The organism is Actinomycetospora sp. TBRC 11914 (assembly GCF_012933465.1).
Lineage (GTDB): Bacteria > Actinomycetota > Actinomycetes > Mycobacteriales > Pseudonocardiaceae > Actinomycetospora.
This window is the reverse complement of the sequence record NZ_JABBND010000002.1, coordinates 329511-354284: the sequence shown is the minus strand read 5'-3', so window position 1 is coordinate 354284 and position 24774 is coordinate 329511. Positions and strand designations below refer to the sequence as shown.

Here is a 24774-nt window from a genome sequence, read left to right as displayed (position 1 = left end):
GGGCGCTCACCGCAGCGTCACCCCGTCGTGGCCGTCGGACTCGACCAGCGACACCGCCACGTCCTCCCCGCGGTTGGTCGGGACGTTCTTCCCGACGTAGTCGGCGCGGATCGGCAGCTCGCGGTGCCCGCGGTCGACGAGGACGGCGAGCTGCACCGCGCGGGGCCGGCCGTGGTCGCGCAGCGCGTCGAGGGCCGCCCGCACGGTGCGGCCCGACATCAGCACGTCGTCGACGAGCACCACGGTGACGTCGTCGATCCCGGCGGCGGGGATGTCGGTCTCGGCGAGCGGCCGCGTCGGCTGGCGGCGCAGGTCGTCGCGGTAGAGCGTGGGATCCAGGGTCCCGACGTCGACCGTGGTCGACCCGCCGTCGCCGGCTCCGCCGATCGCGCGGATCCGTTCTGCGAGGCGGTTCGCGAGGTGGACACCGCGGGTGGGGAGTCCGAGGAGCACGACCCGTGCTCCGGAGTCCGCGGTCTTCTCGAGGATCTCGTGGGCGATCCGGGCCACCGTGCGGGCGAGGTCCGCCGAGGAGAGCAGCTCGCGCTCACCCTCGGCGTTCGTCGCTCCACCCGGTTCGGGACCACCCCGGCGCCGCGTGGGCACTCGGGGACCTCCTTCTCCGCCTCGCGGGACGGCTCTTAAAGGACGTCGGTGGGGTTCGATGTCGAGGTTATCAGCCACGGAACGCGATCGTCCGAGCCGCCCGCGCCACCGCCGACCCCGGACGGCGGGCGCTCCGCAGGCGGACGATCACGGTGGGCGTCGGAGCAACGGAGACGCGGACCACCCGACCGGATCGGCGTGCCGCGCGACACACCGGACGACCAGCGTTCGGACCCCGGCTTGACCTCGTGATCGCGGAGGGTCATCATCACTCTCCGTATCGACTTCAGCAGGGAGCGTCGGTCGGTCGTCCGACCGACGCGTCGGGAACGGGGTGCCGTCACATGGGCGACTACGCGAAGGCGCTGGGCGCCAAGCTTCGGGGGATCCGGCAGCAGCAGGGGCTCTCGCTGCACGGGGTCGAGCAGAAGTCGGGCGGACGCTGGAAGGCCGTCGTCGTCGGGTCCTACGAACGTGGTGACCGCGCCGTGACCGTCCAGAAGCTCGCCGAGCTCGCGGACTTCTACGGGGTCCCGGTGGCCGAGCTGCTCCCGGAGGGCCGCATCCCCTCGGGCTCCGAGCCGGCCGCCAAGATCGTCATCAACCTGGAGCGCCTGCAGGCGCTGCCGGCCGACAAGGCGGGCCCGCTCGCCCGCTACGCCGCCGCCATCCAGAGCCAGCGCGGCGACTACAACGGCAAGGTCCTCTCGATCCGCAACGAGGACCTGCGCTCGCTCGCGATCATCTACGACATGACGCCGGGCGACCTGTCCGAGCAGCTCGTCGAGTGGGGCGTGCTGCCGCCCGAGGCGCGGGTCGTCCGCGAGGACTGACCCGTCGTCCCACCCGCGCGAGGGGAACCCCCGTGCGGGTAGAGCGACCGGATCCTCCCCTCACGCCCCGACGGGTCGGCCCGCGAGGGGAGGATCGCGTCGTTCTAGTCGGCCGAGGGGTCCCCTGGCGCCGGTTCATCGGCCGCCGAGGGCGCAGCGAGCTCCGCGTCCGCCGGCACCTCCACGCGCTCCCGCTCGGGGGCGGTCACCGGTTCGCGCCGCCCCGAGGCCAGGCCGGCCAGCACCCCGTTGACGAAGCGCGGCGAGTCGTCGGTCGAGAGCTCGCGCGCCAGCAGGATCGCCTCGTCGATGGCGACCGCGTCGTCGACGTCGTCGGTGAAGAGCACCTCGAACGCCCCGATCCGCAGGATCGCGCGGTCGACGGCCGCCATCCGCTCCACCGACCACCCGCGGGCCATCTCGCCCAGCGAGGCATCGATGTGGTCGCGGTGGGCGACGACGCCCTCGACCAGGGTCTGCGCGAAGTCCGAGACCGGCGGCGCGTCCGCCCCCGCGATCCGTCGCCGCAGCACGTCGAGGGGGTCCTCGCCGCGGGCCTCGGACTCGAAGAGGATGTCCAGCGCGCGCTTGCGGGCCTTCGACCGCGAGCCCTTCCGGACCGGAGCCTCCCTCGACGGCTTCCCCGGACGGGTCGAGCTCCGCTGCGCTGCGTCTCCCACTAGGAGGAGACGCGGCCGAGGTAGCGGCCGTCCCGGGTGTCGACCTTGACCTTGGTGCCGGTCTCCAGGAACAGCGGGACCTGGATCTCCGCGCCCGTCGACACCGTCGCCGGCTTGGTGCCGCCGGTCGACCGGTCGCCCTGCACGCCCGGGTCGGTGTGGGTGATCTCCAGCTCGACCGAGGCCGGCATCTCGACGAACAGCGGCACGCCGTCGTTGAAGGACACCTGCACCTCCTGGTTCTCCAGGAGGAAGCGCGCCGTGTCGCCCACGGTCGCCCCCGGCACCGGGATCTGCTCGTAGTCGTTCGCGTCCATGAACACGAAGTCGTCGCCGTCGCGGTACAGGTAGGTCATGTCCCGGCGGTCGACGTTGGCCGTCTCCACCTTCGTGCCCGCGTTGAAGGTCTTGTCGACGACCTTGCCGGTCATCACGTTCTTCAGCGTCGTCCGGACGAAGGCGCCGCCCTTGCCCGGCTTGACGTGCTGGAACTCGGTGACGGACCAGAGGTTGCCGTCGATCCGCAGCACCATGCCGTTCTTCAGGTCGTTCGTCGTCGCCACTGCCGCGTCGTCTCCTGTGCTCGATGTCGTCGCCGGATGCCGGTCGGTCCCCGTGTCAGCCCAGGACCAGCAGATCCCGCGGCGACGCGGTCAGCGGTTCGGCCCCGGACCCGGTCACGACCAGGGTGTCCTCGATCCGCACGCCGCCGCGACCGGGGAGGTACACGCCCGGCTCGACGGTGACCGTCATGCCCGCCTCCAGGGTAGCGGTCGCCGTCGCGCCCATCGCCGGAGCCTCGTGGATGACGAGCCCGACGCCGTGCCCGACCGGGTGCACGAACTGCTCGCCGTACCCCGCGGCGGTGATGACCTCGCGAGCCGCGCCGTCGACCTCGCTGGTCGCGACGCCGGGCCGCAGGGCCGCCCGCCCGGCCGCCGCCGCCGCGTCGACCAGGGCGTAGATCTCGCGCTGCCAGTCGGCGACGGCGCCCGCCGGCCCGAGGAGCACGGTGCGCGTCATGTCCGAGTGGTAGCCGTCGACGAGCGCGCCGAAGTCCATGGTGACCAGGTCGCCGGCCGCGAGCGGCGCGTCGGAGGGCCGGTGGTGCGGGATGGCCGAGTTGCCGCCCGCGGCCACGATCGTCTCGAAGCTCGGTCCGGACGCGCCGTGGGCGACCATGCGCTCCTCCAGCTCGCGCGCCACGTCCCGTTCGGTCCGCCCGGGCGCGAGCACCCCGGCGGCGATCGCCCCCGCCAGCGCCGCGTCGGCGGCCGCGCAGGCCAGGCGCAGCGCGTCGACCTCGTCGTCGTCCTTGACCGCACGCAGCCGCTCCACGAGCCCGGGGGCCCGCCGCAGCTCCGCCCCGGTGGCCGCGGTGAGGGTGTCCAGGGCGTCGACGGTGACCTGCGCGCTGTCGAACCCGACCACCCCCGACGCGAGCGCGTGCAGCAGGGCCGGCCCGCACTCGCGCTCCACGAGCAGCGGCAGCTCGGGGGTCTCGGCGGACGCCTGGGTGGTGTAGCGGCCGTCGGTGGCGAGCACCGTGCGGCCCTCGTCGCCCGGCGCGTCGGCGGCGTCCACGAGCAGCGCCGCGTTCGACCCGGTGAACCCCGCCAGGTAGCGCACGTTCACCAGGTCGGTGACCAGGAGCGCGTCGAGGTCGGCCGCGCGCAGGGCCGCCCGCAGCGCTTCCCGACGGCGGGCCCCGGCCGGGTGCGCGGTGGGGGTGAGGGAGCTGCGCGGGGTCACCCGGCGAGCCTAGGACCGACGGTGCCGACGGGTGGTGACGAGGCGCACCGTACGGTGGGCGCCGTGCGTCCCTGGGTGCTGCGGGCTCTGGTCATGACGCTGCTCTACGGGGTGGGGCAGACGGCGTTCGTCGCGCTCTCGTCGCGGTTCGTCGACCAGACCCTGTGGTGGACGGTCCTGCTGCTCGGCCTCCTGCTGCTCGTCGGTCTCGTCTGGGGCGGTGCCGAGGTGATCGCCGACCGGGTCCCGCCCGAGTGGACCTGGGTCAAGGCCTCGCTCACCACCGGACCGGCCGCCGGCCTGCTCAACTGGATCCTGCTGACCGTTTTCGTGGACTCGGTCGGCGTCGAGGACCTCGGCTCCGCGCTCGTGGGGCGGGCGGCGTTCACGGTGCTGCTCGTGCTCACGTCGGTGTCGCTGGGCTCGTGGTTCGGGTGGCTCTCCCTGCGCCGCTCGGGCGACCCGCGGGCCGAGCGCGACCCGGGCGCCGACGTCGACGCCCCGGGCGAGGACGCGCTGGCCCTCCCGACGACGCGGGCCGGCGAGCCCGCGGAGGCCCCGGTGCTCCCGGCCTCGACGGCCGAGCGGGTGGCCGCGCGGCGCGCCCGGCGCCTCTCCGAGCGCGAGGCCCGCGAGTCGGGCCACGCGCCGTCCCCGTCACCGGCCCCGGCGGCCCGATCCGCCTCCCCCGACGACGACCCGGTCCGGGTCCCGTTCGGCGGCGGCCCCTTCGGCGACCCGCCGTCTTCGCCCACCCCGGCCGCACCCGCCACCGGCTCCGGGTACGCCTCCCCCGTCGTCGCCGTGCTGCCGCCCGTGGCGCCGCTCCCCACCCCGGGCGAGCAGGCGACCGGCTCCGGCGCCGACGACGCCGAGGCCGACGACCACCACCGCGGGAGCAGGCGGCGGTTCGGCCTCCGCCGCCCCTCCCCCGGGCCCGACGCCTCCGGGGAGTCCGACGCCGAGCGCTGAGAATCAGCGCAGCACGCCGAGCACCAGCGCGAGCGGCGGCCACGAGGTCCGCCCGCGGCGCGCGACCCACCGGCACCGCAGCCGGACCTGCGGATCGCGCAGCTCCAGCAGGCGGACCCCCGCGCGCAGCGCGCGTTCGACGGGCAGCAGCCCGACCCCGAGGCCGCCGACCACCAGGTCCTCGACCAGGTCGAGGCTGTCGGCCTCGTGGGTCATCCGCGGGCCGAAGCCCGCGGTCGACGCGAGCAGGCGCACCACGTCCTCGTCGGCACGGTTGCGCGAGTTCCCGATCCAGTCGGCCCCGGCGTAGGCGCCGACGACGGCGGCCGCCGGGCCCGCCGCGTCCGCGACCGCCCGCGCGCGGTCGTCGTCGGGCACCCCGAGACCCCAGCGCGCCTCCCACAGCGGGGCCTCGGTGAGGGCGACCGCGGGCACCGGGATCGCTGCCGGCGCGAGGTCGTAGTCGTAGACCAGCGCGAGGTCGACGGCGTCGTCGGCGAGCAGGCCCAGCGCCTCGGTCGGCTCGTGCTCGCGGATGGTGAGCCGGACGTGGGGGTGCTCGTCGGCGAAGGCCGCGACGACCGGCATGAGCGAGCGCCGCACGGCCGTCGCGAAGCCCGCGACCCGGACCGTGCCCGCCGGCTCGCCGTGGGGGTCGAGGTCGTGCCGCGCCGCGTCGACGGCCGCGAGGATCTCCTGGGCGTGCTCGGCGAGGCGCCGGCCGGCCGGGGTCAGGCGGACCCGCCGGCCGTCGGGCTCGACGAGCGGGGCCCCGGCCTCGCGGGCCAGCGTCGCGATCTGCTGGGACACCGACGACGTCGAGGTGTGCAGGCGGTCGGCGACCGCCCGCATCGAGCCCAGCCGCGCGAGCTCGACGAGGTAGAGCAGGCGGCGGGTGTCCACCTCGGCATCGTCCGGCATCCGTGGACGGTGTGTCCATGATTCACACGTGGACGCGGACGGTCCGGCGGCGTTGACTGCCGGGCGTGTCCATCCCTCGTGCCCGCACCGGTGCGGCGCTCGCCCTCGGGTCCATGTCCTGCGTCCAGCTCGGTCTCGCCGCGTCGGTCGACCTGTTCACCCGCCTCCCGGCCGAGGGCGTGGCGGCCCTGCGGCTGGTGTGGGCGGGCCTGATCCTGCTGGTGATCGTCCGACCCCGGCCGTCGTCGTTCACGCGGTCGAGCCTCGGCGCCGCCGCGGTGCTCGGCGTGGTGACCGCGGGCCTGACGATGCTGTTCATGGCCGCCGTAGCCCGGATCCCGCTGGGCACGGCGAGCGCGGTCGAGTTCCTGGGTCCGTTGGGGGTGGCCGTGGTCCGCGGGCGGGGCCGGGGCCTGGTGTGGCCGGTCCTCGCGGCAGGCGGGGTGGTGCTGCTGACCGAACCGTGGCAGGCCGGGGTGGACCCGCTCGGGCTGGGCTTCGCGCTCGCCGCGGCCGGGTGCTGGGCGGGCTACATCCTGCTGACCCAGCGGGTCGGCGACCAGGTCACCGGCCTGCAGGGGCTCGCAGTGTCGATGCCGGTGGCGGGGCTGGTCAGCGCGCTGGTGGCGGGCGTGACGGTGCCCGGTCTGGTGCCGGCGCTGACCCCGACGGTGCTGCTCGCGGGGCTCGGGCTCGGGCTGCTGCTGCCGGTGGTGCCCTTCGCCCTGGAGATGCTGGCGCTGCGGCGGTTGAACACCGGTGCGTTCGGCACGCTGATGGCGCTCGAGCCGGCCATCGCGCTGATCGTCGGCGCCGTGGTGCTCGGCCAGCTGCCGAAGGTCCTCGGCATCGTCGGGATCGTGCTGGTGGTGACGGCGGGCATCGGCGCGGCCCGGACCGGTGGTCGCGAGGAGACGCCGGACGCGCCGCTGGATGCCGGGGTCGCGGCCGGGGCGGGCCGGGCATCGTCCTGACCGGCGTCCCGCGACGGGCACAGCAGGCAGCCCATCGAGCCCATGGCAGTGCGCTCTGTGCCCGTGATCACCGCGGGGCCGGTCCGGCCGTCCTATGCCTGGTGCAGCGAGACGACGTTGCCGTCCGGGTCGGCGAGGAAGCAGAAGCGGCCGCCCGGCTGGTCGGACGGCTCGGAGACCTCGGCGCCGCGGGCGAGGAGGGCGCGGCGGGTGGCGTCGAGGTCGTCGGTGTCGAGGACCAGGCCGCGCAGGCTGCCCGCGGGCATCTCCTCGAACCACGTGACCAGCGCGAACGTCGTCGTCGACCCGGGCGGTGCGACCTGCACCCACCGCATACCCGGCCCGAAGGTCGCGTCGGCGACGGTCTCGAACCCGAGCACGTCGACGTAGAACGCCCGGGCGCGTTCCTGGTCGCTCACCGGCACGGACACCACCGAGACCCGCATCCGGTCAGCATCGCACCGACCGGCGGGGCTCAGCCGCCGGCGCCCACCGCGGCGACGGCGTCGTCGAACCGCTCGGCGAGCGCGATGTCGAGCTCGGTGACCACCTGGAGGCTCTCGGTGCGGGCGCGCACCGTCAGCGAGGTGGGCGTGCGGTCGACGACGTGCACCCGGTGGGCGAGCTCGCGCTCGGCGCCGTGCACCCGGTCGAGCACGAGGTCGATCCGTTCGGGCGGGAGGGCGATCGTGCGCTCGATGCCGGTGACGTCGCCGCTCCAGTCGGTGAGGCGCGACAGGGCGCGGTCGACACCCTCGGCCCCCAGCGGTTGCGGGCGGCCCTGGGCCCCCTCCGAGGCGGCGTCGGGCGGCAGGGCGGGCCCGCCGCTCACGGCGACGTCGGACGGCAGGGCGGCGCGGATGCGGCGGGCCAGGTCCTCGTCCTCGGCCGCGAGCTGGTTCGCGACCGCGGCGAGCACGTAGCGGGCGCGCTCCGGGGCCCACCCGGTGCGGCGGACGACACCGTCGATGAGCCCGCCCGGACCGGCCGCGGCCGAGGTCCCGCCGGAGCCGCCGTCGAGTCCCGACTCGTGCTCGAGCAGGGTGGGGAGCGCCGCGGCGAGGGCCTCGCGGTCGTCGGCGGGCAGGTGCTCGGCGAGGGCCGCCAGCGCGGCGGTGGCGCCGAGCCGGGCGTCGTCGGTGTGCTCGAGGCCGGCGCGGGTGGCCACCCCGCGGAGGAACTCCTGGTGTCGCATGGTCGACGGCCTACCCGATCATCGGCCGCCGCCACGCGTCCCGTCGGCCTACAGCCTCAGCCGGAGAGGGCGGCGTAGGCCGCGGCGAGGTCGTCCCCGCTCGGCCCCTCGAGCCGGCCCGGCCGCGCGAGCCCGTCGAGGACGACGAACCGCAGCAGCGCCCCCCGGCTCTTCTTGTCGACCTTCATGTACTCGACCAGCTCGGGCAGGACGCCGGGCTCGTAGCGGGTCGGCAGCCCGACCGCGGCGAGGACGTCGCGGTGCCGGTCGGCGGTGGCGTCGTCCAGCCGCCCGGCGCGGCGGGCCAGCTCGGCCGCGAAGACCAGCCCGACGGCGACCGCCTCGCCGTGGCGCCACCGGTAGTCCTCCCGGCGCTCCACGGCGTGGCCGAGGGTGTGCCCGTAGTTGAGGATCTCCCGGAGGTGCGATTCACGGAGGTCGGCGGCCACGACCTCGGCCTTGACCCGCACGGAGCGGACCACGAGCTCGGCGAGCACCGGCCCGGACGGGTCGAGCGCCGCCTTCGGGTCGGCCTCGACGAGTGTGAGGATCTCGGGGTCGGCGATGAAGCCGGTCTTGACGACCTCGGCCATGCCCGCGGCGATCTCCTCGCCGCCGACCGTGGTGAGGCTGTCGAGGTCGGCGATCACCGCGGCCGGCTCGTGGAAGGCGCCGACGAGGTTCTTGCCTGCCCCCGTGTTGATCCCGGTCTTGCCGCCGACCGCGGCGTCCACCATCGCGAGCAGCGTCGTCGGGACGTGGACCACGCGGACGCCGCGCATCCAGCCGGCCGCGACGAACCCGCCGAGGTCGGTGGCCGCTCCCCCGCCGACCGCGACGACCGCGTCGGAGCGGGTGAGCCCGATCCGCCCGAGCACCTCCCAGCAGAACCCGGCGGTGGCGAGGTTCTTGCCGTCCTCGCCGTCGGGCAGCTCCACCCGGTGCACGTCGGTGCCGGCGGCCTGGAGGCCCTCGGTGACCGCGCGGGCGACCGGCTCCACGGCCGGCTGGTGCAGCACCGCGACCCGGGACGCCCCCGCGAGCGCCCCGCCGTCGCCCAGCGACGCCGCGACCGCGCCGGTGATGCCGCGCCCGACGACGACGTCGTAGGGGCTCCCCGAGGCGACGCGGACCGTGGTCGTCTCAGCCACGCCGGCCTGCCGAGCCGGCGGGGACGTCGGCGGTCAGGGCGGCGTGCACCGCGTCGGTGACCTCCTCGGCGGTGCGGTCGTCCGTCGCGACCTCGTGCACGGCGACCGCGCGGTAGATCGGGAGCCGCTCGGCGAGCAGCGCGGCGAACGTCGCCCGCGGGTTGACCCCGGCCAGCAGCGGCCGCGCCGTCGACAGCCCGGTGCGCCGGACGCCCGCGGCGAGCCCCACGGTCAGGAGCACGACCGGGTGGCCCCGCAGGACCGCCTGGGTCTCCTCGGCCAGCACCGCGCCCCCACCGAGGGCCAGCACCCCGGTGTGCGACCCGAGCGCCTCCGCCACCGCGGCGCGCTCGAGGGCCCGGAACGCGGGCTCGCCGTCGCTGGTGAAGATGTCGGCGATCACCCGGCCCGCGCGGGCCTCCACGAGGTCGTCGGTGTCGGCGAAGTCCACCCCGAGCCGCGCCGCGAGCAGCGTCCCGACGGTCGTCTTGCCCGCCCCCGGCGGGCCGATCAGCACGGCGGCGGGGCTCACCGGTCCACCGTCCGCAACGGGTCGATCGCGGCGCGGTAGGCGTCGGCGTTGCGGCGGGTCTCGGCGAGCGAGTCCCCGCCGAACTTCTCCAGTGCGGCGTCCGCGAGCACGAGCGCGACCAGCGCCTCGGCCACGACCCCGGCCGCGGGGACCGCGCAGACGTCGGAGCGCTGGTGGTGGGCGGTCGCGGCCTCGCCGGTCGCGAGGTCGACGGTGCGCAGCGCCTTCGGCACCGTCGAGATCGGCTTCATGGCCACCCGGGCCCGCAGCGGCTCGCCGTTGGTCATGCCGCCCTCGATGCCGCCGGCGCGGTTGGACGCCCGCTCGATGCCGGTGGGGTCGCCCGGGTCGATCTCGTCGTGCGCGGCCGACCCGCGGCGGCGGGCGGTCGTGAAGCCGTCGCCGATCTCGACGCCCTTCATCGCCTGGATGCCCATGAGCGCCCCGGCGAGGCGGGCGTCGAGGCGCCGGTCGGCCTGCACGTAGGAGCCGAGCCCGACCGGGAGGCCGTGGGCCACGACCTCCACCACCCCGCCGAGGGTGTCGCCGTCGTCCTTGGCGGCGTCGACCTCGGCGACCATCGCCGCGGTCGAGGCCTCATCGACCGCGCGCACCGGGGAGGCGTCGATGCGCTCGCCGTCGCCCGGCAGCGGGATCGCGCCCTCGGTGGCGTCCGCGGTGCCCAGCGAGACCACGTGGGAGAGCACCTCCACCCCCAGGGCCTGCGCCAGGAACGCCTTCGCGACCGCGCCGAGGGCCACCTTGGCGGCGGTCTCGCGGGCCGACGCCCGCTCGAGCACGGGCCGGGACTCCTCGAACCCGTACTTCGTCATCCCCGCCAGGTCGGCGTGCCCGGGCCGGGGCCGGGTCAGCGGGGCGTTGCGGGCGCGCCCCTCGATCAGCTCCGGGTCGACGGGGTCCGCGGCCATCACGGTCTCCCACTTCGGCCACTCGGAGTTGCCGATGCGCATCGCCACCGGCCCGCCCTGGGTCAGGCCGTGCCGGACACCGCCGAGGATCTCGAGCTCGTCCGCCTCGAAGCTCATGCGGGCACCGCGCCCGTACCCGAGGCGCCGGCGCGCGAGCTCGGCGGAGACCTCCTTCGAGGACACCGACACCCCCGCGACCATGCCCTCGAGCACCGCCATCAGGGCCGGACCGTGCGACTCACCCGCCGTCAACCACCGCAGCACCCCGCCATCGTTCCACGTCGCCCGCGCGGCCCTCGTGCAGACGGCTCAGGTCGGCACCAGCAGCAGGATCCAGGTCACCCCCAGCAGCGCCGGACCCAGCGGCACGGCCCGCCGCCGCAGCCGCCACGCCACGGCCACCAGCACCGCCGCGGCCAGGGCGGGCGCCGCCGCCAGGGCCCACCACCCGGCCGCGGCGAGCGGCCCACCGAGCGCCGCGGCGAGCTTGACGTCCCCGCCGCCGAGGGCCGCCGGCGCGGCGAACGCCACCCCCGCGTGCAGCCCGCCGAGCACCACCGCCCCCGCCAGCCCCGCGGGCAGGGCCCCCGACGGCACCAGCGCCGCCAGGCCGAGCACGAGCGCCGGGACGGTGAGGACGTCGGGCAGCCGGCCCGCCACGGCGTCGGTGGCCGACCCCGCCACCGCGAGCACCGTGACCACCAGCAGCACCGGCACCCGGGACGCCGCCGCCCCGCCGACCACGGCCGCCGTCGCCACCATGCCGCACCCGCAGGCGGTCCCCACCACGCACCAGGCCCACGGGAGGAGCACCGGGCGCCGCCCCCGGGCGAGCCCGGCCCGCACGCCCGCCCCGAGCAGGGCTCCGCCGGCCAGCGGCAGCAGGACGCCCAGCAGGACACCGAGCGGGAGGTCTCCGGTCACGACGCCGAGCCTGCGCGGCCCGCCCCCACCCCGTCACCGACCACGTCGCGGCCCTGGGGACGACCCGGTGCCGCGCTGCCGGTGTGGACAGGGCGCTACGGCGAACGGACCTCGAACCCGGTCGCGCGGACCAGCGCCGCGTGCATCGCCGCCCGCGGGGCCGACCGGCCGGTGAACTGTTCGACCTGCCCGAACGCCTGGTGGAGCAGCATGTCCAGCCCGGTCGCGACGGCGAGGACCCGCTCCGCTGCCGCGGCGGCCAACGGTGTCGGCCACGGGTGGTAAACCGCGTCCAGCACCACCGCCCACGGCGGCAGCGCCCCGACCAGGCGCGCCGCGAGCTCCCCGTCCACCGACCCCGAGGGGGTGGTGTTCACCAGCGCACCCGCTCGCGCGAGGTCCTCCTCGCGCACCTCGTCGAAACGGACCGCCCGATGCGCCATCCCGTACGACCCGGCCACCTCGAGCGTGGCCGCGGCCCGGGCCGGGTCCCGGACGACCACGGTCACCGCCTCGCTGCCGAGGTCGTGGAGCGCCCCCACGGCCGCCGAGGCGGTACCGCCCGCGCCGAGCAGGACGGCGTCGGCCGTCCCGCCCGGGACCGACCGCACCCCCGCCGCTCGCAGGGCCCCCGCGACGCCGTCGACGTCGGTGCAGTCGGCGCGCCACCCGCCGCCGGCCCGGACCAGCGTGTTCGCCACGCCGAGGCGCCGCGCCCGCTCCGAGGCCGACGACGCCACCGCCAGCGCCGCGCGCTTCCCCGGCATCGTCACCGACAGCCCGACCCACTCCTCGCCGAGGCCCCCGACGAGCCCGGGCAGCGCGTCGGCGTCGCACTCCACCCGCTCGTAGGTCCAGCCGTCGAGCCCGAGCGCGGCGTACGCCGCGCCGTGCAGCACCGGCGAGAGCGAGTGGGCGACCGGCGACCCGAGCACGGCGGCCCGGCGTGGCCCGTCACCGCCCGCCCCGTCACCGCCCACTCAGTAGACCCCGCGCTGCTGGGCGAGCCGCCGGTTCGCGTCGTGCTCCTCGGGGGTCACCGCGAAGCACGAGGCGCCGTCCGGCTCGCACTTGACGAAGTAGACCCAGCCCCCGGGCGTCGGCGACAGCGCGGCCTGCAGCGCCGGCGTCGACACCGCGCCGATCGGCGTCGGCGGCAGCCCGAAGTCGAGGTAGGTGTTGTACGGCCCGGGTGCCGCGCGGTCGGCGGGCGTGGTGAGCAGCGTCTGCCGGTCGAGCGGGTAGTTGATCGTCGAGTCGAGCTGGAGGCGCATCGGGATCGGGAGCCGGTTGTAGACGACCCGCGCGATCTTCCCGAAGTCCTGCTCGACGCCCTCCCGCTCGGCCAGCGACCCCACGACGAGCGCCTGGTACGGGCTCACGTTGTTCGCCGCGGCGCCGCTGACCAGCCCGGTCGCCTCCAGCCGCCCCGTCGAGGTCCGCACCACGGTGGCCAGCGCCGTCCGGGCGTCGGTGCCGGGGGTGATGTCGTAGGTGCCGGGGGCGATCAGGCCCTCGAGCCGCCGCTCGGGCGCGGCCTTGCGGACGTCGGCGAGCGCCCAGTCGGGGACGCCGAGCTGGGCCGGGTCGGTCGTCGCCATGGTGCGGCGCAGGTCGTCGACCGAGATGCACCGTCGCTGCCCGGAGTCCCCCACCACGCAGGTGGCCTGCGCGACGAGGCTGAGCACACCGGGGACGCGGGCCGTGCCGGCGCCCGCGGTGTCGTCGAGCTGGGTGCCGCCGCGGACGTCGAGGCGCCCGAGACGGTTCGCCGGGTCGAGCATCCGGGTCACCGCGTCGGCCGCCGGCATCCCGCGCTGCATGTCGTAGAAGCCCGGCTGGATGCCGCGGCCGCGCGGGTCGTCCTCGGCCGCGTCGCCGAACCCGCGCGCCGAGGCGACCACGCCGTCGGCGGCCAGCGTCTCGCCGATGTCGCGGGTCGAGTCGCCGTCGGCGACCTGGACGACGACGTGACCGGAGGCCGGCCCCGCGAAGTCCGGCGGGAAGAACACGCCCCAGAGGTCGCGGGCGAAGAACGCCCCGCCGGCCAGGGCGAGCACCAGCACGCCGGCCACGACGGGCCACACCAGGCGGCGACGGCGGCGGGTGTCCTCCCCGGCGGCCGCCGGCTCGCCCGACCCGACGGGCAGGAGCCCACCGAGCGCCCCGTCGTCGGGGTCCTCCGGTTCCTCCGGTGCGGGTCCCGACGACGGCGGGCGCGCCGGCTCCGCAGCCGTCCGCGCGGCCGAGGTGGGGGTGGTCGGCGGGGCGGGCTGCGGGTCGGGACGGCGCGGGGGCGGCGGCCCCGCGTCCGGCCTCGACTCCGGCCTCGACTCCGGCCTCGACTCCGGCCTCGCCACCGGCCTGGACTCCGGCCGTGCGCCGTCGCCGGGGCGGGACGCCGAGCGCGCCGCGGGCTCGGGCAGGGGGATGCGGGACGGCGTGGTGGGCAGGCCGGTGACCGCGGCGTCGCGGTGCATCGTGTCGGTGACGGCGTCGCCGCGGTGCAGGGTGTCGGTGACCGCGTCCTCGTGCCCGGCGACGCCGGTCCGTCCCCGGCCGCCCGCGGTCGTCGTCGGGCGGTCCCCGTCGCCGGGCGGGCGCCGCAGGCCCCGGGTCCGGCGGGGGACGGCGGCGGACCGCTCGCCCTCGGCCGGGTGCTGGGCCCCCGGGTGCTGGTCCCCCGAGCGCTGGGCGGCCCCACCGGACCCCTTGCGCACCGCGACCGTCGCCATCGGCACGAGGCGCCTGCCGCCGTCGCGGCGGTCGGTCCCCGTCACGGGCCCGCCAGGGGGTCGGGGGCAGGGCCGCGGCGGGCGTCGAGCCACGTCTGGAGGATCTCGACGGCGGCGGCCTGGTCGATGACGCGGCGCTGCGCCCGGCCCTTCACCCCGCGGTCGGAGAGCATGCGGGTGGCGGTGACGGTGGAGAGCCGCTCGTCGGCCAGGGTGACCGGCAGGGCGGCCAGCGAGGGCTCGGAGTGCTCGGCGAGCACCTCGCGCAGGTCCTCGACGTAGGCCCGCGCCGCCTGGGCCGCCGGCCCCTCGCGCCCGGCGAGGGTGCGGGGTAGTCCCACGACCACCTCGACCACCTCGTGCTCGGTGACGAGCTCCACCAGCCGGTCCAGGTCGGACCACGTCGTCTCGTCGCGATCGAGGGTAACGAGGGGGGTCGCGAGGGTCCCCGCGGGATCGGAGAGGGCGACGCCGACGCGCACCGCGCCGACGTCGACCCCCAGGACCCGGCCCGACGGGGCCCGGCCGGCCTCCGGGCCGGACCCCACGGTCAGGCGCCCGCCGTCCCGGCGACCTGCGCGCGCAGGGCGTCGATGGCGGCACCGATCCCGACGTCCATCCCGGCCGGCCCACCCGCGGGCGAGCCGCCGCCCTGCGCGAGGTCGGCCTTGCCGCCGCCCCGGCCGCCCACGGCCGGCGCGAAGGCCTTGACGAGGTCGCCGGCGGCGAGGCCCCGGTCGCGGGCCGCGGCGGTGGTCGCGACGACGAACGAGAGCTTGTCGCCGTCCGGGGCGAACAGCGCGACCACACCCGGCCGGTCACCGAGCCGGCCGCGGACGTCGGAGGCGAGCGTGCGCAGGTCGCCGCCGCCGACGCCGTCAGGGGTGCGGGAGGCCACCAGGGCGATCCCGGCGACGTCGTCGGCGCCCTCGGCGAGCGCCCCGGCCGAGGCGAGCACCTCGCGGGCCCGCACGTTCTCGAGCTCCTTCTCCGCGGCGCGCAGCCGGTCCACGACCCCGGCGATGCGCTCGGGCAGCTCCTCGGGCTGGGCGCGGAACTGCTCGGCGAGCTGGTTGACCAGCACGTGCTCGCGGGCCAGGAACCGGAAGGCGTCCATCCCGACGAGCGCCTCGACGCGCCGCACCCCCGACCCGATGGAGCCCTCGGAGAGGAGCTTCACCAGCCCGAGCTGCCCGGCCCGGCCCACGTGGGTGCCGCCGCAGAGCTCGCGGGAGTAGTCGCCGACCTCGACGATGCGCACCGCGTCGCCGTACTTCTCGCCGAACAGCGCGATGGCGCCGAGCTTGCGGGCCTCGTCCATGCTCGTGACGAAGGCGCGGACCTCGTCGTCGCCGAGGAGCACCGCGTTGACCTCGTCCTCGACGTCCGCGAGCACCGTCGTGGGGACGGCGCCCTCGGGCGAGGTGAAGTCGAACCGCAGCCGCCCCGGGGCGTTGAGCGACCCGGCCTGGGCGGCGGAATCGCCCAGGGCCTTGCGCATGCCGGCGTGCACGAGGTGGGTGGCGGTGTGCGAGCGCGAGATGGCGGCCCGGCGCTCCATGTCGATCTGCGCGGACACCGGGGCGTCGCGGGTGATCTCGCCGTGCACGACGCGGCCGCGGTGCACCGAGAGCCCGGGCACCGGCGTCTGCACGTCGGTGACGTCGACGGTGAAGCCGTCCCCGAACAGCCGGCCGGTGTCGGCCTGCTGGCCGCCGCCCTCGGCGTAGAAGGGCGTGCGGTCGAGCATGACCTCCACGTCGTCGCCCTCGGTCGCGGCCGGCACCCCGACCCCGTCGACGACGAGCCCGACCACCGTCGCGTCGGCGCGCTGGTCGGTGTAGCCGAGGAAGTCGGTGAGGCCGGCCCGTTCGAGGATCTCGCGGTAGGCGGTGGCATCGGCGCCGCCGTGCTTGCGGGCGGCGGCGTCGGCCTTGGCGCGGGCCCGCTGCTCGTCCATGAGCAGCCGGAAGGCGCCCTCGTCGACCGCGAGCCCGGCCTCGGAGGCCATCTCCAGGGTGAGGTCGATCGGGAAGCCGTAGGTGTCGTGCAGCGCGAAGGCGCTCTCGCCGGGCAGGGTCGTCGACCCCGCGGCGCGGGTCTCCGCGACGGCCGACTCGAAGATCCGCGAGCCGGTGGCCAGCGTGGCGAGGAAGGCCTCCTCCTCGCGGCGCACCACGGCGGCGATCCGCTCGTAGCTCGTCGCGATCTCCGGGTACGACGGGCTCATCGCGTCGCGGACCACGCCGACGAGATCGACCAGCACCGGCTCGGTGATCCCGAGCAGGCGGGCGTTGCGGATCACCCGGCGCAGCAGCCGGCGCAGCACGTAGCCGCGGCCCTCGTTGCCGGGCACCACGCCGTCGCCGATGAGCATCGCTCCGGTGCGCACGTGGTCGGCGATGACGCGGAAGCGGACGCCGTCCTCCTCGGAGCCCTCGTCGTAGGAGCGGCCCGACAGCTCCTGCACCCGGTCGATCGTCGGGCGCAGCAGGTCGGTCTCGTAGACGTTGTCGACGCCCTGGAGCAGGAAGGCGACGCGCTCGACGCCGAGGCCGGTGTCGATGTTCTTCTGCGGGAGCTCACCGATCGGGGACGCCCCGTACTTCGGGCTCTGCTCCCCGCGGACGTCCTGCATGAAGACGAGGTTCCAGATCTCGAGGTAGCGGTCCTCGTCGGCGACCGGCCCGCCCTCGACGCCGTACTCCGGGCCCCGGTCGTAATAGATCTCCGAGCACGGCCCGCCGGGACCGGGGATGCCCATGTCCCAGTAGTTGTCGCGGCCGTCGCGGCGCTGGATGCGCTCGGGCGGCAGCCCGGCGACCTCCTGCCACAGGCGCTCGGCCTCGTCGTCGTTCTCGTAGACGGTGACCCAGATGCGCTCCGGGTCGAAGCCGAACCCGCCGTCGTCCTGGGAGCCGGTGACCAGCGACCAGGCGTGCCGGATCGCGCCTTCCTTGAAGTAGTCGCCGAAGGAGAAGTTGCCCGCCATCTGGAAGAACGTGTTGTGGCGGGTGGTGTGCCCGACGTTCTCGATGTCGCCGGTGCGCACGCACTTCTGGATGGAGGTGGCCGTGGCGTAGGGCGGCGGGGCCTCGCCGAGGAAGTACGGCTTGAACTGCACCATCCCGGCGTTGACGAACAGCAGCGTCGGGTCGTCGAGGATCAGCGAGGCGCTGGGGACGGGGGTGTGGCCGGCGTCCTCGAAGTGGGCGAGGAAGCGTCGGCGGATCTCGTGGGTCTGCACGTGGAGTCCTGCTCGTGGGTGTCGGGAAGCGGTCGGGCCCGACCGGCTCCGGGGTGTCTCCTCCAGGCTGGGGTGCGGGGCGCCGCCGCGACGGCCGCCGAGCGGGGCTCAGCGGCGCGCGGACCCCCGCCGGGGCGCTCGCGCGTGCCGACCCGGGTGCGCGTCGTCGGCGACCGGCAGGGCCGCGGGCGCCGCGGGCCGCACCGGGATCCGGGTCGTGTCCTCCACGTAGGAGTACAGCTCGTCCTCGCGCTCGGCCATTCCCGCGCGCACCTCGGCGCCGAAGGCACCGAGCCCGGCGCCGAGCTCGCGCAGGCCCTCGCCGAGGCTCGCGCCGACCCCCGCCGGGCTCGCGCGGTGGGCGGCCTGGGACACCTTGCGGGTGGCGCCGACACCGACCGCGACGCCGATCCCCATCCAGAACAGTCGCTTCATCCGCGCGCACTCCGCTTGCCGTTGGACCGCTTCGCCGGCGGTGCGTTCTTCAGTCTCCGGGCCTGGCTCGCCTTCCGCAGCCCGTAGGACAGCGCCGCCGCCTTGACCAGCGGGCCGCCGAGCGTCGCGGTGAACAGCGAGCTCAGCGCGCGGGTGTTCGCGGCGACGGCCTGGGCGCTGGCGGTGACGCCGTCGACCCGCTCGAGCTGGGTGTTCACCGTGGTCAGCGTGACCTGGGCGTCGTCCAGCAGCGGGGCCGAGCCCTCGTGCGCCTTGCGGATGGCGATCGTCGCCTCGTCGAGCGTGCGCCCGAGCTTGAGCAGGGGCACCGCGAGCAGCAGCACCAGGATCACGAACGCCACCGCGGCGACGATCGCCGCGATCTGCCCGACCGACACGGTCACTTCCCCTTCGGCTGGGGTCGATGGTCTTCCGCTGACGAGGGCCGGGACGGACCGGACGCGCCGCGCGGTGGCGGAAGGCTACCCGGATGACCATGATCGCCGCGCCGGGCCCCGGGGTCCGTTCAGCCCCGCACCACGTCCCGCAGCCGGGCCAGCCGTTCGGCGATCGCCCGCTCCTCGCCGCGCCCCGACGGCTCGTAGTAGTTCCGGCCCACGAGCTCGTCCGGCGGGTACTGCTGGGCGACGACGGCGGCGCGGTCGTCGTGCGGGTAGCGGTAGCCCACCGCGTTGCCCAGCTTCTCCGCGCCCGCGTAGTGCCCGTCGCGCAGGTGCGGCGGGACCGGGCCGGCGGCGCCCTGCCGGACGTCGGACATCGCGGCGTCGATGGCGGTGATCACGGCGTTCGACTTCGGCGCGGTGGCGAGGTGGATCGTCGCCTGGGCCAGCGCGATCCGGCACTCGGGCAGGCCGATGAGCTGCACGGCCTGGGCCGCGGCGGTGGCGGCCTGCAGCGCGGTGGGGTCGGCCAGCCCGACGTCCTCGCTCGCGTGCACCACCAGCCGCCGCGCGATGAACCGCGGGTCCTCCCCCGCGACGATCATGCGGGCCAGGTAGTGCAGCGCGGCGTCCGGGTCGGACCCGCGGATCGACTTGATGAACGCCGAGATGACGTCGTAGTGCTGGTCGCCCGCCCGGTCGTAGCGCACCGCGACCTCGTCGACGACCTGCTCGACGACGGCGAGGGTGATCTCGCCGTGATCGTCCACGGCGTCGGCGGCCGCCTCGAGCGCGGTGAGGCTGCGCCGCCCGTCGCCCGCCGCGAGCCGCACCAGGTGCTCGCGGGCCTCGGCGGTGAGGGTGACGGCGCCGGCGAGGCCGCGGGGGTCGGCGACCGCGCGGTCGAGCAGCGTGCCGACCGCCTCGTCGTCGAGCGCGTGCAGGCCCAGGACGAGGCTGCGGGACAGCAGCGGCGCGACGACCGAGAAGCTGGGGTTCTCGGTGGTGGCGCCCACGAGCAGGACGACGCGGTCCTCCACGGCGCCGAGCAGCGCGTCCTGCTGGGTGCGGCTGAACCGGTGGATCTCGTCGATGAACAGCACGGTGCGCCGCGGCTCGGCCGCGGCCAGGCGCCGACGGGCGACCTCGATGACCCCGCGGACCTCCTTGACGCCGGCGGACAGGGCCGACAGGGCCTCGAACGCCCGGCCGGTGGCCTGGGAGATGAGCCGCGCCAGGGTGGTCTTGCCGGTACCGGGCGGGCCGTGGAGCAGCACCGAGGCGGGGGCGGCGCCCTCGACGAGCCGCCGCAGCGGGGCGCCGGGGGCGAGCAGGTGGTCCTGGCCGACGACCTCGTCGAGGCTCGCCGGGCGCATCCGGACGGCGAGCGGGGGCCGGACGTCGCCGTGGGGCGCCCCGTCCGAGGGTCGGGCTCCGCTGCGCTGCGTCTCCCACCGGTCCTCGACGACGCCGCGGGTCACCGGCCGCAGGTCCTCCCCCGCGGGCCGCTCCGGCTCCGGGGCCGCGACCTCGAACAGGCTGAAGTCCTCCCCCGGGCTGCCCTCGCTCACACCCCCGACGCTACTGCCCACCACCGACACGCCGGGTCCACCGGGCGTCGTGGGGCTCGTGATCACGAACGGTGTGACGGAGGCAGGCGGGGACCGAACGGTCCGTCACACTCGTGGTGATCATGGGAGCGGCCGGGCCGGGACGGCGCCGACCCCGGCGTGGGGCGCCCACGGCCGATCTACCCGAGCGAGGGTGCCCTTCGCTCGAAACCGCGACGGACCGGCCCGCCACACGCCCCCGTCCGCGCGAGGGGAGGATCGCGTCGCTCTATGCGACCGGGGGTTCCCCTCGCGCGAATCCCCCCAGGCGGCCCGCCACACGCCCCCGCCCGCGCGAGGGGAGGATCGCGTCGCTCTAGGCGACCGGGGGTTCCCCTCGCGCCGGATTCGGGCCGCACCGCCGGATAGGGTCGATGACCATGCGGGAGATCCTCACGGTGCTGGAGTCCGACGCGCACGCGAGCGTCGAGCGCATCGCGACCCTGACCGGGCTCGACGAGGCCGCGGTGCGGGAGCAGATCGCGGCGTGGGAGGCGTCGGGGGTGATCCGCCGCTACAAGACCGTGGTCGACTGGGACCGGTTCGGCGACGAGCGGGTGACCGCGTTCGTCGACGTCACCGTCGCGCCGGAGCGCGGGCGCGGGTTCGACGACGTCGCCGAGCGCATCGCCCGGTTCCGCGAGATCCGGAACGTCCACCTGGTCTCGGGCGCGCAGGACCTGCGGGTCGAGGTGGAGGGGGCGTCGATGAAGGAGGTCGCCGACTTCGTCGCGCAGAAGCTCTCCGGCATCGACCGCGTCACGGCGACCGACACCCACTTCCTGCTGCGCCGCTACAAGGACGACGGGCAGCTCCTCACCGACCCCGAGCCCGACCAGCGGCTGGCGGTGTCCCCCTGATGCCGCCGCTCAAGCCGTTCTCCGAGATCGTCCGGGCCGTCCCGCCGTCGGGGATCCGCAAGTTCTTCGACCTCGCCCAGGGCATGCAGGGGGTCATCTCGCTCGGCGTCGGCGAGCCCGACTTCCCGACGCCGTGGAGCGCCCGGGAAGCCGCGATCCACGCCCTCGAGCACGGCGCGACGACCTACACGTCCAACTCGGGCCTGCTCGCGCTGCGCGAGGCGGTGTGCACCGACCTCGCCGACCGCTACGGCGTGCGCTACCGCGCCGAGGACGAGTGCCTGATCACGTCCGGGGTCTCCGAGGGCCTCGACCTCACGCTGCGGGCGCTGCTCAACCCCGGCGACGAGGTGATCGTCCCGGAGCCCTGCTACGTCGCCTACGCGCCGTGCGTGGCGTTCGCGGGCGGGACCCCCGTGCCGGTCGCGCTGGACCCGGCCGAGGCGTACCGGCTCGACCCGGTGCGCATCGGCGCGGCGGTCACCGAGCGGACGAAGGCGGTGCTGTTCGGCTCGCCGTCGAACCCCACCGGCTCCGCGCAGAGCGCGAGCGACCTCGCGGCGATGGCCGCCCTCGCCGTCTCCCACGACCTGTGGCTGCTCTCCGACGAGATCTACGACCGGCTGACCTACCACGGCACCCACACGCCGGCCTCCGCCGCGCCGGGCGCCTGGGAGCGGACGGTGCTGCTCGGCGGGTTCTCGAAGTCGTACGCGATGACCGGCTGGCGCGTGGGCTACGTCTGCGCCCCGGAGCCCCTGGCCCAGCTCATGCACCGCATCCACCAGTACACGATGCTCTGCGCCCCCCACATGTCCCAGGTCGCGGCGCTGGAGGCGATGCGCACCGCGCAGGACGACGTCGAGGAGATGGTCGCCGACTACGACCGTCGCCGTCGCCTGTTCGCCAAGGGGCTCGACGAGCTCGGCCTCACCTGCCCCGAGCCGGGCGGCGCCTTCTACGTCTTCCCCTCGATCCGCTCGACCGGGATGACCTCGCAGGAGTTCGCCGAGGGGCTGCTGGAGCAGGAGAAGGTCGCCGTCGTGCCCGGCGACGTCTTCGGCCCCTCCGGGGACGGCCACGTCCGGTGCTCCTACGCCACCGCGCTCCCCCAGCTCGAGCAGGCCCTCGAGCGGATCGCCCGCTTCATCGCCTGACGCGGTCGCCCGCGTCACGGTGTCGACCGGGCGGATCGCCCCTAGGATCGTTGCTCTGGACAACGACGTGGGGCGACCGGCCGCGACCGGGCGACCCCGGTGGGGAGCCCCACCCGATGACCGCCTTCCTGCGGCGGCGTGCGACCGACCGGCCCGACGAGGCCTTCGACCGCCGCCTGATCGTGCCGATGATCCTCGGCGCGATCCTCAACCCGATCAACTCGACGATGCTCGCCGTCGCGCTGGTGCCGATCGGGATCGCGTTCGGGGCCCCGGCGTCGGAGACGTCGTGGCTGGTCACGGGCCTCTACCTCGCGACCGCCGTCGGCCAGCCCGTGGTCGGCCGGCTCATCGACCTGTACGGCCCGCGGCGGCTCTACCTCGTGGGCGCGGTGCTCATCGGCGTCGGCGGGGTGCTGGGCACCCTCGCGCCCGGGCTCGGCGTCCTCGTCGTCGCCCGCGTCCTCATCGGTTTCGGCACCTGCTCGGGCTATCCGGCGGCGATGCACCTCATCCGCAGCGAGGCGGAGCGCACCGGCCGGGACAGCCCGCAGACGATCCTCACGGTCCTCGCCGTCTCCACCCAGACCGTGGCCGTCATCGGGCCGACGCTCGGCGGGCTGCTCATCGCCGTCGGGGGCTGGCACGCGACGTTCGCGGTCAACGTCCCGCTGGCCCTCGCGTGCCTGGCGCTCGGGGCGTGGCGGCTGCCGCGCGCGCCGCTCGCCGAGCGCAGCGCCCGGACCGGGCTCGCGACGCGGATCGACCTCGCCGGGATCGTGCTCTTCACCGCGACCCTGGTGGCGCTGCTGCTCTTCCTCGTCCACCCCGAGGCGCGGCTGTGGTTCCTGCCCGTGCTCGCGGTCGCCGCGGGCGCCGCGCTCGTGTGGTGGGAGCTGCGGGCGTCGTCGCCGTTCCTCGACCTGCGCCTGCTCGGCGGCAACGGCCCGCTGCTCGCCACCTACGCCCGGTCGCTCCTCACCGCGGTGTCGTCGTACGCGCTGCTCTACGGCTACACGCAGTGGCTCGAGGAGGGACGGGGTCTCGACCCCTCGGTCGCGGGGCTGGTCCTGCTCCCGGTGTTCGGCACCGGCATCCTCGTCTCCACCCTCACCGGCCGCCGACCGGAGATCCGCGGCAAGCTGCTGGTCGGGGCGGTGACGCAGGTCGTGGTGGCGCTGCTGCTGCTGACGCTGGACGCGACGAGCGCGCTCTGGCTCGTCGTCGTGGTCGCCCTCGTCGCGGGCGTGCCGCAGGGACTCAACAACCTGGCGAACCAGAACGCGGTGTACCACCAGGCCACGCCCGAGCGGATCGGGTCGTCGGCCGGGCTGCTGCGGACCTTCTACTACCTCGGCGCGATCGTCGCGTCGACGGCCGGCGGGGTCTTCCTCACCCCGCGCGCGGACACCCCGGGCATGCACGACCTCGCGTGGTTCATGCTCGGGGCGGCCGCGCTGTTCGTCGTGGTCACCCTGGCCGACCGCTCACTGGGCCGGGTCAGCGCCGCCGCGCGCGGTCAGGCCTCCTGACCGCGCCGGCAGGTGGAGAACGCCGGGAAGAACGGCAGCGGCTCGTCGCCGCCGTAGGGCTCGAGGGCGGCGACGACGGCGTCGGCCAGCTCGGCCGTCGCCTCCTCGCGCTGGCGCTCGGCGTCGGTGCGCAGGCGGCGCCAGTAGCTCGCGAGCACCGCCGCCGCGTGCTGCGGCGGGCGCCCGACGACGACCTGCTCCGGCCCGTTGCCCTTCCCGACGACGCCGGGCAGCAGCGACCGCGTGCAGACCCACACCCACAGCGTCGTCGCGGCCAGGTGACGTGGACCGGAGACGGCGAGGTCGGCCAGCTCGGGCCACACCCCGGCGACCGCCGACTGCCACGCCGCGGTCATCGCCTCGGCCATGCCCGACGGCAGGACGGCGGGGCGTCCCCAGCCGGGGAACGGCAACCGGACCGAGGCGGCGGTCAGGGCGACGTCGCGGAAGCATCCCCACTCGAAGTCGAGGAAGCGGGCCCCGGCCCCCGTGAGCAGGCAGTTCTCCGGGGACACCTCGGACGGGCTGAACGCACGGTAGTGGGTCCCGCCGAGCAGGCCGGCCGCCGAGCGGGCGTGCGAGACCGCCGCGGGCGCGGCCTCCACCCGCAGCAGGTGCGCGAGCAGGTCGGGGATCTCGGCGAGGGCCGAGCGGGCGTCGTCGGCGAGCGGGTCGCGCCAGTGGCGCACCCCGGAGCGGCGCAGCAGCGCCCCGAAGTCGCCCTCCCGGGCCGCCGTGACCGCCTGCAGGTTCCCCAGCGCGCGGGCGGCGCCGAGCAGCGCGCGCTCGGCGGCCTTGGGGTCGTCGCCGTCGAGCTTGTCCGCCAGGCTCGCGCAGCGCCCGAGGTCCTCGAGGACGAGGAGGCGCTGCTCGGGGTCGTTCGCGTAGAGCGTCGGCGTCGCCCGGTCCTCGGCCGGCAGCGCCGTGAACAGCTGGCAGCTCGCGGCCTCGTACGGGAACGGGTCGACGCGCTCGGGCCGGTCGGCATCGGTGTCCGGCGGCGCGAGGTAGTGCTTGACGACGAGCGTGCGGGGCAGCGAGAACGGGTTCTCGGCGACCCGGACGCGCACCACCCGCGAGCGGGTGCTGCCGCCGAGATCCTCGGCGTCGGCGAGCCGTACCCGCGCCCCGCTGCGGCGGGTGAGGAGGTCCTCGGCGAGGGCCACCGTCCGGTCGACCTCGTCCTCACCGCGGGGGTGCGAGGAGTCGTCGAGCGGGGACGGGACGTCGGAGTCGTCGGCCGTGAGCGGGGTCATCAGACGTTGGACCCTACCCGTCGCCAGGTTCACTACCCGCGAGTAGCCGGAACGTGACGGAGTCGGAATCGA

25 protein-coding genes are annotated in these 24774 nt (G+C 75.9%); 6 read left to right on the top strand and 19 right to left on the bottom strand.

What is annotated here, in order from left to right:
- Positions 1-6: 6 nt before the first annotated feature.
- Positions 7-606 (bottom strand): bifunctional pyr operon transcriptional regulator/uracil phosphoribosyltransferase PyrR, encoded by a 600-nt coding sequence (gene pyrR / locus HH311_RS07630; protein WP_169183010.1) that lies wholly within the window; start codon positions 604-606, stop codon positions 7-9.
- Positions 607-950: 344 nt separating this feature from the next.
- Here pyrR and HH311_RS07625 point away from each other — a divergent pair, with 344 nt between their 5' ends.
- The gene (locus tag HH311_RS07625) at positions 951-1439 is read left to right on the top strand and encodes a transcriptional regulator (protein WP_169183009.1); all 489 of its coding nucleotides are present in this window, start codon (positions 951-953) and stop codon (positions 1437-1439) included.
- Between the two features lie 104 nt (positions 1440-1543).
- On the opposite strand, the gene nusB is transcribed toward HH311_RS07625, so the two are convergent.
- From nusB to HH311_RS07610, 3 genes are read right to left on the bottom strand one after another with little or no spacing between them, the layout of a single operon-like run.
- Positions 1544-2119, bottom strand: a complete 576-nt coding sequence (gene nusB, locus HH311_RS07620) for a transcription antitermination factor NusB (RefSeq protein WP_169183008.1) — start codon at positions 2117-2119, stop codon at positions 1544-1546.
- Positions 2119-2682, bottom strand: a complete 564-nt coding sequence (efp, locus tag HH311_RS07615) for an elongation factor P (RefSeq protein WP_169183007.1) — start codon at positions 2680-2682, stop codon at positions 2119-2121. Before efp ends, nusB begins: the two co-directional genes overlap by 1 nt.
- Positions 2683-2737: 55 nt before the next feature.
- The gene (locus HH311_RS07610) at positions 2738-3871 is read right to left on the bottom strand and encodes an aminopeptidase P family protein (protein ID WP_169183006.1); all 1134 of its coding nucleotides are present in this window, start codon (positions 3869-3871) and stop codon (positions 2738-2740) included.
- A gap of 63 nt (positions 3872-3934) precedes the next feature.
- Here HH311_RS07610 and HH311_RS07605 point away from each other — a divergent pair, with 63 nt between their 5' ends.
- Positions 3935-4843 (top strand): hypothetical protein, encoded by a 909-nt coding sequence (locus tag HH311_RS07605; RefSeq protein WP_169183005.1) that lies wholly within the window; start codon positions 3935-3937, stop codon positions 4841-4843.
- Positions 4844-4846: 3 nt separating this feature from the next.
- Here the strand turns inward: HH311_RS07605 and HH311_RS07600 are convergent, their stop codons facing one another.
- Positions 4847-5764 (bottom strand): LysR family transcriptional regulator, encoded by a 918-nt coding sequence (locus HH311_RS07600; RefSeq protein WP_211189775.1) that lies wholly within the window; start codon positions 5762-5764, stop codon positions 4847-4849.
- Between the two features lie 65 nt (positions 5765-5829).
- Here HH311_RS07600 and HH311_RS07595 point away from each other — a divergent pair, with 65 nt between their 5' ends.
- Positions 5830-6738, top strand: a complete 909-nt coding sequence (locus HH311_RS07595; protein ID WP_169183004.1) for a DMT family transporter — start codon at positions 5830-5832, stop codon at positions 6736-6738.
- 92 nt (positions 6739-6830) lie between these two features.
- Here the strand turns inward: HH311_RS07595 and HH311_RS07590 are convergent, their stop codons facing one another.
- The 13 genes from HH311_RS07590 to HH311_RS07530 all read right to left on the bottom strand — a co-directional run bounded on the left by HH311_RS07590 (position 6831) and on the right by HH311_RS07530 (position 19858).
- On the bottom strand, positions 6831-7184 hold the full coding sequence (locus tag HH311_RS07590; protein WP_169183003.1) for a VOC family protein: 354 nt from the start codon (positions 7182-7184) through the stop codon (positions 6831-6833).
- 29 nt (positions 7185-7213) lie between these two features.
- Positions 7214-7933 (bottom strand): DUF2267 domain-containing protein, encoded by a 720-nt coding sequence (locus HH311_RS07585; RefSeq protein WP_169183002.1) that lies wholly within the window; start codon positions 7931-7933, stop codon positions 7214-7216.
- Between the two features lie 56 nt (positions 7934-7989).
- Positions 7990-9084, bottom strand: coding sequence for a 3-dehydroquinate synthase (gene aroB / locus HH311_RS07580; protein ID WP_169183001.1), 1095 nt, complete (start codon positions 9082-9084; stop codon positions 7990-7992).
- Positions 9077-9616: a shikimate kinase gene (locus HH311_RS07575; protein ID WP_169183000.1), complete on the bottom strand. Its 540-nt coding sequence runs from the start codon at positions 9614-9616 to the stop codon at positions 9077-9079. The genes aroB and HH311_RS07575 overlap by 8 nt, the downstream gene beginning before the upstream one ends.
- The gene (aroC, locus tag HH311_RS07570) at positions 9613-10809 is read right to left on the bottom strand and encodes a chorismate synthase (RefSeq protein ID WP_312029990.1); all 1197 of its coding nucleotides are present in this window, start codon (positions 10807-10809) and stop codon (positions 9613-9615) included. The genes HH311_RS07575 and aroC overlap by 4 nt, the downstream gene beginning before the upstream one ends.
- A gap of 45 nt (positions 10810-10854) precedes the next feature.
- Positions 10855-11469 (bottom strand): prepilin peptidase, encoded by a 615-nt coding sequence (locus HH311_RS07565; RefSeq protein WP_169182999.1) that lies wholly within the window; start codon positions 11467-11469, stop codon positions 10855-10857.
- A gap of 95 nt (positions 11470-11564) precedes the next feature.
- On the bottom strand, positions 11565-12449 hold the full coding sequence (locus HH311_RS07560) for a shikimate dehydrogenase (RefSeq protein ID WP_169182998.1): 885 nt from the start codon (positions 12447-12449) through the stop codon (positions 11565-11567).
- Positions 12450-14249: an endolytic transglycosylase MltG gene (locus HH311_RS30900; protein WP_211189774.1), complete on the bottom strand. Its 1800-nt coding sequence runs from the start codon at positions 14247-14249 to the stop codon at positions 12450-12452.
- A complete protein-coding gene (ruvX, locus tag HH311_RS07550) occupies positions 14246-14758 on the bottom strand; it encodes a Holliday junction resolvase RuvX (RefSeq protein ID WP_169183117.1) in 513 nt (170 codons plus the stop codon). The genes HH311_RS30900 and ruvX overlap by 4 nt, the downstream gene beginning before the upstream one ends.
- Positions 14755-17451, bottom strand: coding sequence for an alanine--tRNA ligase (gene alaS, locus HH311_RS07545; RefSeq protein ID WP_169182997.1), 2697 nt, complete (start codon positions 17449-17451; stop codon positions 14755-14757). Before alaS ends, ruvX begins: the two co-directional genes overlap by 4 nt.
- A gap of 108 nt (positions 17452-17559) precedes the next feature.
- Positions 17560-17886, bottom strand: a complete 327-nt coding sequence (locus tag HH311_RS07540; protein ID WP_169182996.1) for a hypothetical protein — start codon at positions 17884-17886, stop codon at positions 17560-17562.
- Positions 17883-18284 (bottom strand): DUF948 domain-containing protein, encoded by a 402-nt coding sequence (locus HH311_RS07535; RefSeq protein WP_169182995.1) that lies wholly within the window; start codon positions 18282-18284, stop codon positions 17883-17885. The genes HH311_RS07540 and HH311_RS07535 overlap by 4 nt, the downstream gene beginning before the upstream one ends.
- 128 nt (positions 18285-18412) lie before the next feature.
- Entirely contained in the window at positions 18413-19858 is a 1446-nt protein-coding gene (locus HH311_RS07530; protein WP_169182994.1) for a replication-associated recombination protein A, read from the bottom strand.
- 419 nt (positions 19859-20277) lie between these two features.
- Between HH311_RS07530 and HH311_RS07525 the strand changes: the two genes are divergently transcribed.
- The 3 genes from HH311_RS07525 to HH311_RS07515 all read left to right on the top strand — a co-directional run bounded on the left by HH311_RS07525 (position 20278) and on the right by HH311_RS07515 (position 23446).
- The gene (locus HH311_RS07525) at positions 20278-20757 is read left to right on the top strand and encodes an Lrp/AsnC family transcriptional regulator (protein WP_169182993.1); all 480 of its coding nucleotides are present in this window, start codon (positions 20278-20280) and stop codon (positions 20755-20757) included.
- Entirely contained in the window at positions 20757-21914 is a 1158-nt protein-coding gene (locus HH311_RS07520; protein ID WP_169182992.1) for an aminotransferase class I/II-fold pyridoxal phosphate-dependent enzyme, read from the top strand. The genes HH311_RS07525 and HH311_RS07520 overlap by 1 nt, the downstream gene beginning before the upstream one ends.
- A 116-nt stretch (positions 21915-22030) precedes the next feature.
- Positions 22031-23446 carry an MFS transporter gene (locus HH311_RS07515; protein WP_211189773.1) on the top strand — a complete coding sequence of 472 codons (1416 nt, stop codon included), beginning with the start codon at positions 22031-22033 and terminating at the stop codon, positions 23444-23446.
- On the opposite strand, the gene HH311_RS07510 is transcribed toward HH311_RS07515, so the two are convergent.
- On the bottom strand, positions 23434-24702 hold the full coding sequence (locus tag HH311_RS07510; RefSeq protein WP_169182991.1) for a hypothetical protein: 1269 nt from the start codon (positions 24700-24702) through the stop codon (positions 23434-23436). The genes HH311_RS07515 and HH311_RS07510 overlap by 13 nt on opposite strands.
- Positions 24703-24774 lie beyond the last annotated feature (72 nt).